The following is a 5,456-nucleotide window of genomic DNA, read 5'->3' as shown; positions in this document are numbered from 1 at the left end:
AGGCCTCCTGGCAGTGAAGAACTAGACAGCTCCACTAAGCCAGGAGGCCTCCTTGCGTTACAAGCCGAACGTCACCAACGTCATGGCCGAGTACATCTAGCCGGCTATCCGTGTGGATGGTCTCGGTGCCATCGGTGTGGAAGACGACGACGTAGCTGTCCCCGAGGACGTAGGTCTCCACGACCTCATCCGACCACCGTGCGAGAGCGACCGTACTGGTCGGCGTAGTGGCTGGTGTCAGGCCGTGGGTGTCGCGGACTGCGCGGATCGCTTCGGTGACGGCGTCAGCCAGCGCACCAGCGCGCGGCACGGTTTCGCTAATCGCTTGCGCCAGTTGTTCGGCGTACCAGCCAGGGTCGTGCGAGCGGTCGCCAGCTACGGAGGTTGCCCCGTCAAGCACGGCAGCGAATCCGTGTCCGATGACGTAGCGGTCCTGGTTGTTCGTGCCTCCCGCGAGAGTCGCATGAAGCACCAGGCGCGACTCGCTCATGAGTAAACCTTCGGGCCCCATGCAGCGGTCGTGTCCTTGACTGCGGTGCCCTCGAAGGTACTCGTGACGACGAGCGAGAACGGGTTGTCACCGACCGCTGCGTAGACCTCGGCGAGGTTGCGGCGCAGGTACTCCACGGCTCCAACCGAGCCGAGAGCATGCACACCAGCGACGATCCTCGACGACTGCTGAGGCCGCGCTGCTGGACAAGCTGCACGAGATGTCGAACGTCGGGTTGGCAGGAAGCGTCGTGGCGGTCACCGCTGACACGCGAATGAATGTCGCGTTCGATGAATGGTGGCGTGAGCGCCAGTTGGAAGGTGAGCTCGCGCTCCAGTCGTTCGACACCTACGCCAGCAACCTACGGACGCACCTTCGGCCCGCCTTGGGGAACCTGCGCGTACGGGAGGTGACTCCGGTGGTGGTGAACCGTCTGCTGGCTGGGATCAGCCTCCAGGGAAAGCACGACGTGGCTCGGCAGGCGCGGAACATCCTGACGCAGGTCATGTCGATGTGCGTTCGGTACGGCGCAGTCTCGGTGAACCCTGTTCGGGATGCTGCGCCGACTCGTAAGTCCCGTGGACCTAAGGAGATCAGAACGGTGGAGCTCGACCAGATTCCGATCCTGCGGAAGGCCGTTCGTGAGTGGGAGAACCGCCCGGCAAAGAGGGGCGTTCGGAACATCACGATGCTGCCGCAGATCGTGGACGCGATGCTCGGTACCGGTATCCGGATTGGCGAATGCCTCGCGCTGCGGGAGGCGGACCTCGACCTCGACGGCGACGCTCCGACGCTCACCGTTCAGGGCACGGTCGTTCGTGTCGCGGTCAAGGCGGCGTCGGAGGGAGAGAAGGCGACTCGGCAGCTCGTGCGGCAGGCCAAGCCCAAGTCGGACTCGTCGCGCCGCACGGTGACGTTGCCGCCGTTCGTGGTGGATGCGCTGCGTGAGGCTCTGGCACTCGGGCTCGACGGTGGACCGGATCACCTGGTGTTCCCCTCGACGGAGGGCACACCGCGCTCCCCCGGTCGGGTCCGAGAGCAGATGAAGGAGGCGCTGGAGGGCACCGGCGTCACGGTGAGGCCGCACGACTTCCGGCGCACCGTCGCATCGCTCCTGGACTCGCAGCTCGACACCAAGACGGCGGCGGCCCAGCTTGGTCACTCCACGGAGGCCACCACGCTGCGGCACTATGTGAAGCAGACGCACGTCGCCCCCGACGTCCGGGTGGTCCTAGACATGCTGGTCAGCGAGCCCGACAGCGACTCTCCCGAGACCAATGTCATGGGAAAGTGATGGATTCGGGGCATGAGAAAGGCCCCCGACCGACGAACACGCAGGTCAGGGGCCACTTCTCTTACTCTGGGTGCGGTAGCGGTGGGATTTGAACCCACGGTGGACTTTCACCCACACACGCTTTCGAGGCGTGCTCCTTAGGCCGCTCGGACACGCTACCTTCGCCTGCCACATCAGCAGCAGACCGTAGGAGGATACCCGGTCGGAGCCCGGTTCCACGAATCGGTTCCCCCGACGAGGCGATCCGGGCCCCCGACACCCAACACACGCGCCCCAAAGACCACGCCCCGACCGCGCTCCCAGCAACCGCACAGAGAGCCACAGGCGTGGCCCAGCCGTGTCACAGGGTGCGGGTCGATCCGTGCGTTTGCCTCGTGTTCATCACCTCGCCAACCTCGGAGACCCGATGAACCAGCTCATGCTCTACGCGGTCGACCTCGTCGCCGTCACCATCCTGACCTTCGCGCTGTACTTCCCGCGGCACCGGCGGCGCGACCTCGTCGTCGCCTTCCTCGGCGTCAACGTGGGGGTGCTCGCGGTCTCCGCGACGCTGTCCGCGAGCGCCGTCGCGGCAGGCCTCGGACTCGGCCTGTTCGGCGTGCTGTCGATCATCCGGCTGCGCTCCACCGAGCTGTCGCAGCACGAAGTCGCCTACTACTTCGCGTCGCTCGCGCTCGGCCTGCTGGGCGGGCTGGGGACGAGCGCCGGCTGGCTCGGCCTCGCGGGCAGCGGTCTGATCCTCCTGGTCATGGCGCTGGCCGACCACCCACGACTGTTCGCCAGGCACCACAGCGAGCTGGTGGTCCTGGACCGCGCGATCCCCGACCGGGCCGAGCTGACGGCCCACCTGGAGCAGCTCCTGGGGGCGCGCGTGCACGCCCTGTCCGTACAGCGCCTGGACCTCGTGAACGACTCCACCTGGGTGGACGTGCGCTACTCGGAGGCGCGCCGCCTGCCGATCCTGACCGACGACGGCACCGGCGCCCCCACCCTGCACGAGGGCACGGTCGCCGGCGGGCGGCCGGAGCTGGCGGCGGCCCGATGATCGCCGACCTCGCCCCCGTGACCCTCGACGAGCTGAACGACGCCGCTGCCCTCCAGACCCGCCGCGACCGCAAGTACGTGCTGACCCCGGACGAGCTGGACCACCTGCTCGCGGGTCTGCCCCCGGCCCGGGTCCTGGAGATCGACGGGTCCCGCTCGTTCGCCTACGACTCCACCTACTTCGACACCCCGGGGCTCGACGCGTACCGCCTGGCGGCGACGCGCCGCCGTCGGCGGTTCAAGGTCCGCACCCGGACCTACGTCGACACCGGGTCGTGCTTCGTCGAGGTGAAGACCCGCGCCGGTCGCGGCACCACGGTCAAGGAGCGGCAGCCGCACGACGACGCCGGCCACCTCGGCGTCGCCCGGGCCTTCGTCTCGGACCGCCTGGCGGACGCCGGGGCGCCGTCGGCGCCGGTGCTCGCTCCGACGCTGCGGTCGCGGTACCGCCGCACCACCCTGCTGCTCGACGACGCCCGCGTGACCCTCGACACCGGCCTGGTCTGGGACCTGCTGAGCCCCTGCGACGCCGCGCCCGCCGCGGACCGCGCCATCGGGCGCCCCGCCGCCGCGGTCGGCGACCTCGTGGTGGTCGAGACCAAGACGGCCGCCGGCTCCGGGCCCTCGTCCGTCGACCGCCTGCTCTGGCGCGCCGGCCACCGCCCCGACCGCATCTCCAAGTACGCCACCGGGCTCGCCGTGCTGCGCCCCGACCTGCCGGACATGCCCTGGCGGCGCCTCGTCCGCCGTCGGCTCGCGACGCGCCTGCCCACCGCGACCCCGCCTACCCCGGAAACCCCTGACACCCACAGCCTGACCAGCGAGAGGACCTCCGCATGACGATCCGCCGCCCCCACCCCTTCCTGACCGCCGCGATCCCCGGCGCCCTGGTGCTCGGCGCCCTCGCCGGATGCGGCGCGGCCGCGGCCGGCTCCACGAACGGCACCGGCACGGCCAGCACCACGAACATCTCCGAGGTCGCGACCACGGTCGACGACGCGCTGGCCGACGGCGAGGACTACACGGAGCTCGCGGCCCTCGCCGACGAGACCTGGGACACCGCCGACGAGACCAGCGTCTCGCTGGACGGGGACACCGCCACCGTCTCGGGCGACGGTGCCGCCGCCGACGGCTCCACCGTGACCATCTCCGCGCCCGGCACGTACCGGATCAGCGGCACGTTCGACGACGGGCAGATCGTGGTGACGTCCGAGGCGGACGGCCTGGTCCGGCTCGTGCTCGACGGCGCCGACATCACCAGCTCGACCGGGTCCGCGATCGCCGTCACGCAGGCCGACGACGTGTCGGTGGTCCTCGCGGACGGCTCGTCCAACAGCCTGACCGACGCCGAGACCTACACCGACACCAGCGACGACGCCCCCAACGCCGCCCTGTTCTCGGCCGACTCCATGGTCGTCTCGGGCGCCGGGTCGCTGGCGGTCACCGGCCGCTCGAACGACGGCATCTCCTCCAAGGACGGCCTCGTCATCGCGAGCGGCGACATCACCGTCACCGCGGTCGACGACGGCGTCCGCGGCAAGGACTTCCTGGTCGTCACCGACGGCACCCTCGACGTCGACGCGGCGGACGACGGACTGAAGGCCGACAACGAGGACGGCACCAACGACGACGGCGAGACCGTCGGCTACGCGGCCCTGCTCGGCGGCGCCGTGACCGTCGCGGCGGGCGACGACGGTGTGCACGCCGAGAGCGACCTCGTGATCGACGGCGCCACGGTCACCGTCTCCGAGTCCGTCGAGGGCATCGAGGGCGCGCACATCCTGGTCGCGAGCGGCACGGTGGACGTCACGTCGTCCGACGACGGCTTCAACGCCGCGGGCGGCACGAGCACGACGACAGACGGGACCGAGACGTCCGACGACACCGGGGCGTCCGACCAGGCCGCGGACGCCACACCCGCCCCTGCCGACGGCGAGATGCCAGAGGGCGGCGAGCCGCCGTCGTCGGGCACCATGCCGGAGGGCGAGCCGCCGCAGGGCGGCGGAGGTGGCGCGGGCGGCGGGATGCCGGGCGAGGCGGCCGGCGACTTCTCGCTGCTGATCACGGGCGGCGACGTCACGGTCGACGCCGGCGGCGACGGCCTCGACTCGAACGGGACGCTGACGGTCTCGGGCGGCGACGTCACGGTCCTCGGCCCGTCCACCGGCGGCAACGGCACCCTCGACAGCGCCGGCGCGCTCACGGTGGACGGCGGCACGCTGCTCGCCGTCGGCACGTCGAGCATGCTGCAGACGCCGGGCGACGGCTCGGAGGGCTGGGTCGCGGCGACCTTCGACACCCTGGCGGCGGGCACGGAGCTGACCGTGGTCGACGCGTCGGGCACGACGGTGGCCGAGGTGACGCTGACCAAGGACACGCAGTCGGTCGTCCTGGCCTCCGAGACCGTGACCACGGGCGAGACCTACTCGATCCAGGCCGACGGCGCGGAGGTCACCACGGTGGCCGCGGGCGAGGCGCCGGCGGGCACCGGTACGGGTGGCCAGCCCTGACCTCGCCGGAGAGACGTGGGGGTAGCGCACGTGAATGAGGTGGACAGAGCGTCTGACACCAGGAGGTGCCGCCACAGTAGGACTAAGGGCCCCCCCCGGCGTCGTTTCCCACGACGGT

General features: G+C 70.7%; 6 protein-coding genes and 1 tRNA gene. 4 read left to right on the top strand and 3 right to left on the bottom strand.

Annotated features, from left to right (window positions below):
• Window positions 1-34: 34 nt before the first annotated feature.
• Window positions 35-490: a protein phosphatase 2C domain-containing protein gene (locus tag ACH47X_RS26710; RefSeq protein WP_397408461.1), complete on the bottom strand. Its 456-nt coding sequence runs from the start codon at window positions 488-490 to the stop codon at window positions 35-37.
• Window positions 487-627, bottom strand: coding sequence for a hypothetical protein (locus tag ACH47X_RS26705; RefSeq protein ID WP_397408459.1), 141 nt, complete (start codon window positions 625-627; stop codon window positions 487-489). The genes ACH47X_RS26710 and ACH47X_RS26705 overlap by 4 nt, the downstream gene beginning before the upstream one ends.
• An 83-nt stretch (window positions 628-710) precedes the next feature.
• Between ACH47X_RS26705 and ACH47X_RS26700 the strand changes: the two genes are divergently transcribed.
• Entirely contained in the window at window positions 711-1,784 is a 1,074-nt protein-coding gene (locus ACH47X_RS26700; protein WP_397408457.1) for a tyrosine-type recombinase/integrase, read from the top strand.
• Between the two features lie 73 nt (window positions 1,785-1,857).
• Here the strand turns inward: ACH47X_RS26700 and ACH47X_RS26695 are convergent.
• Window positions 1,858-1,944 (bottom strand) — tRNA-Ser (locus tag ACH47X_RS26695).
• A gap of 246 nt (window positions 1,945-2,190) precedes the next feature.
• Here ACH47X_RS26695 and ACH47X_RS26690 point away from each other — a divergent pair.
• From ACH47X_RS26690 to ACH47X_RS26680, 3 genes are read left to right on the top strand one after another with little or no spacing between them, the layout of a single operon-like run.
• Window positions 2,191-2,829, top strand: coding sequence for a DUF4956 domain-containing protein (locus ACH47X_RS26690; protein ID WP_397408455.1), 639 nt, complete (start codon window positions 2,191-2,193; stop codon window positions 2,827-2,829).
• Window positions 2,826-3,668 carry a polyphosphate polymerase domain-containing protein gene (locus tag ACH47X_RS26685; protein WP_397408453.1) on the top strand — a complete coding sequence of 281 codons (843 nt, stop codon included), beginning with the start codon at window positions 2,826-2,828 and terminating at the stop codon, window positions 3,666-3,668. Before ACH47X_RS26690 ends, ACH47X_RS26685 begins: the two co-directional genes overlap by 4 nt.
• Window positions 3,665-5,338, top strand: a complete 1,674-nt coding sequence (locus ACH47X_RS26680) for a carbohydrate-binding domain-containing protein (protein WP_397408451.1) — start codon at window positions 3,665-3,667, stop codon at window positions 5,336-5,338. The genes ACH47X_RS26685 and ACH47X_RS26680 overlap by 4 nt, the downstream gene beginning before the upstream one ends.
• Window positions 5,339-5,456: the final 118 nt, after the last annotated feature.

Origin of the sequence: Promicromonospora kroppenstedtii (genome assembly GCF_044389675.1) — a bacterium.
GTDB lineage: Bacteria > Actinomycetota > Actinomycetes > Actinomycetales > Cellulomonadaceae > Promicromonospora > Promicromonospora kroppenstedtii.
Note: the sequence above shows the minus strand (reverse complement) of the source record. Positions and strands in the feature narration are given on the sequence as shown.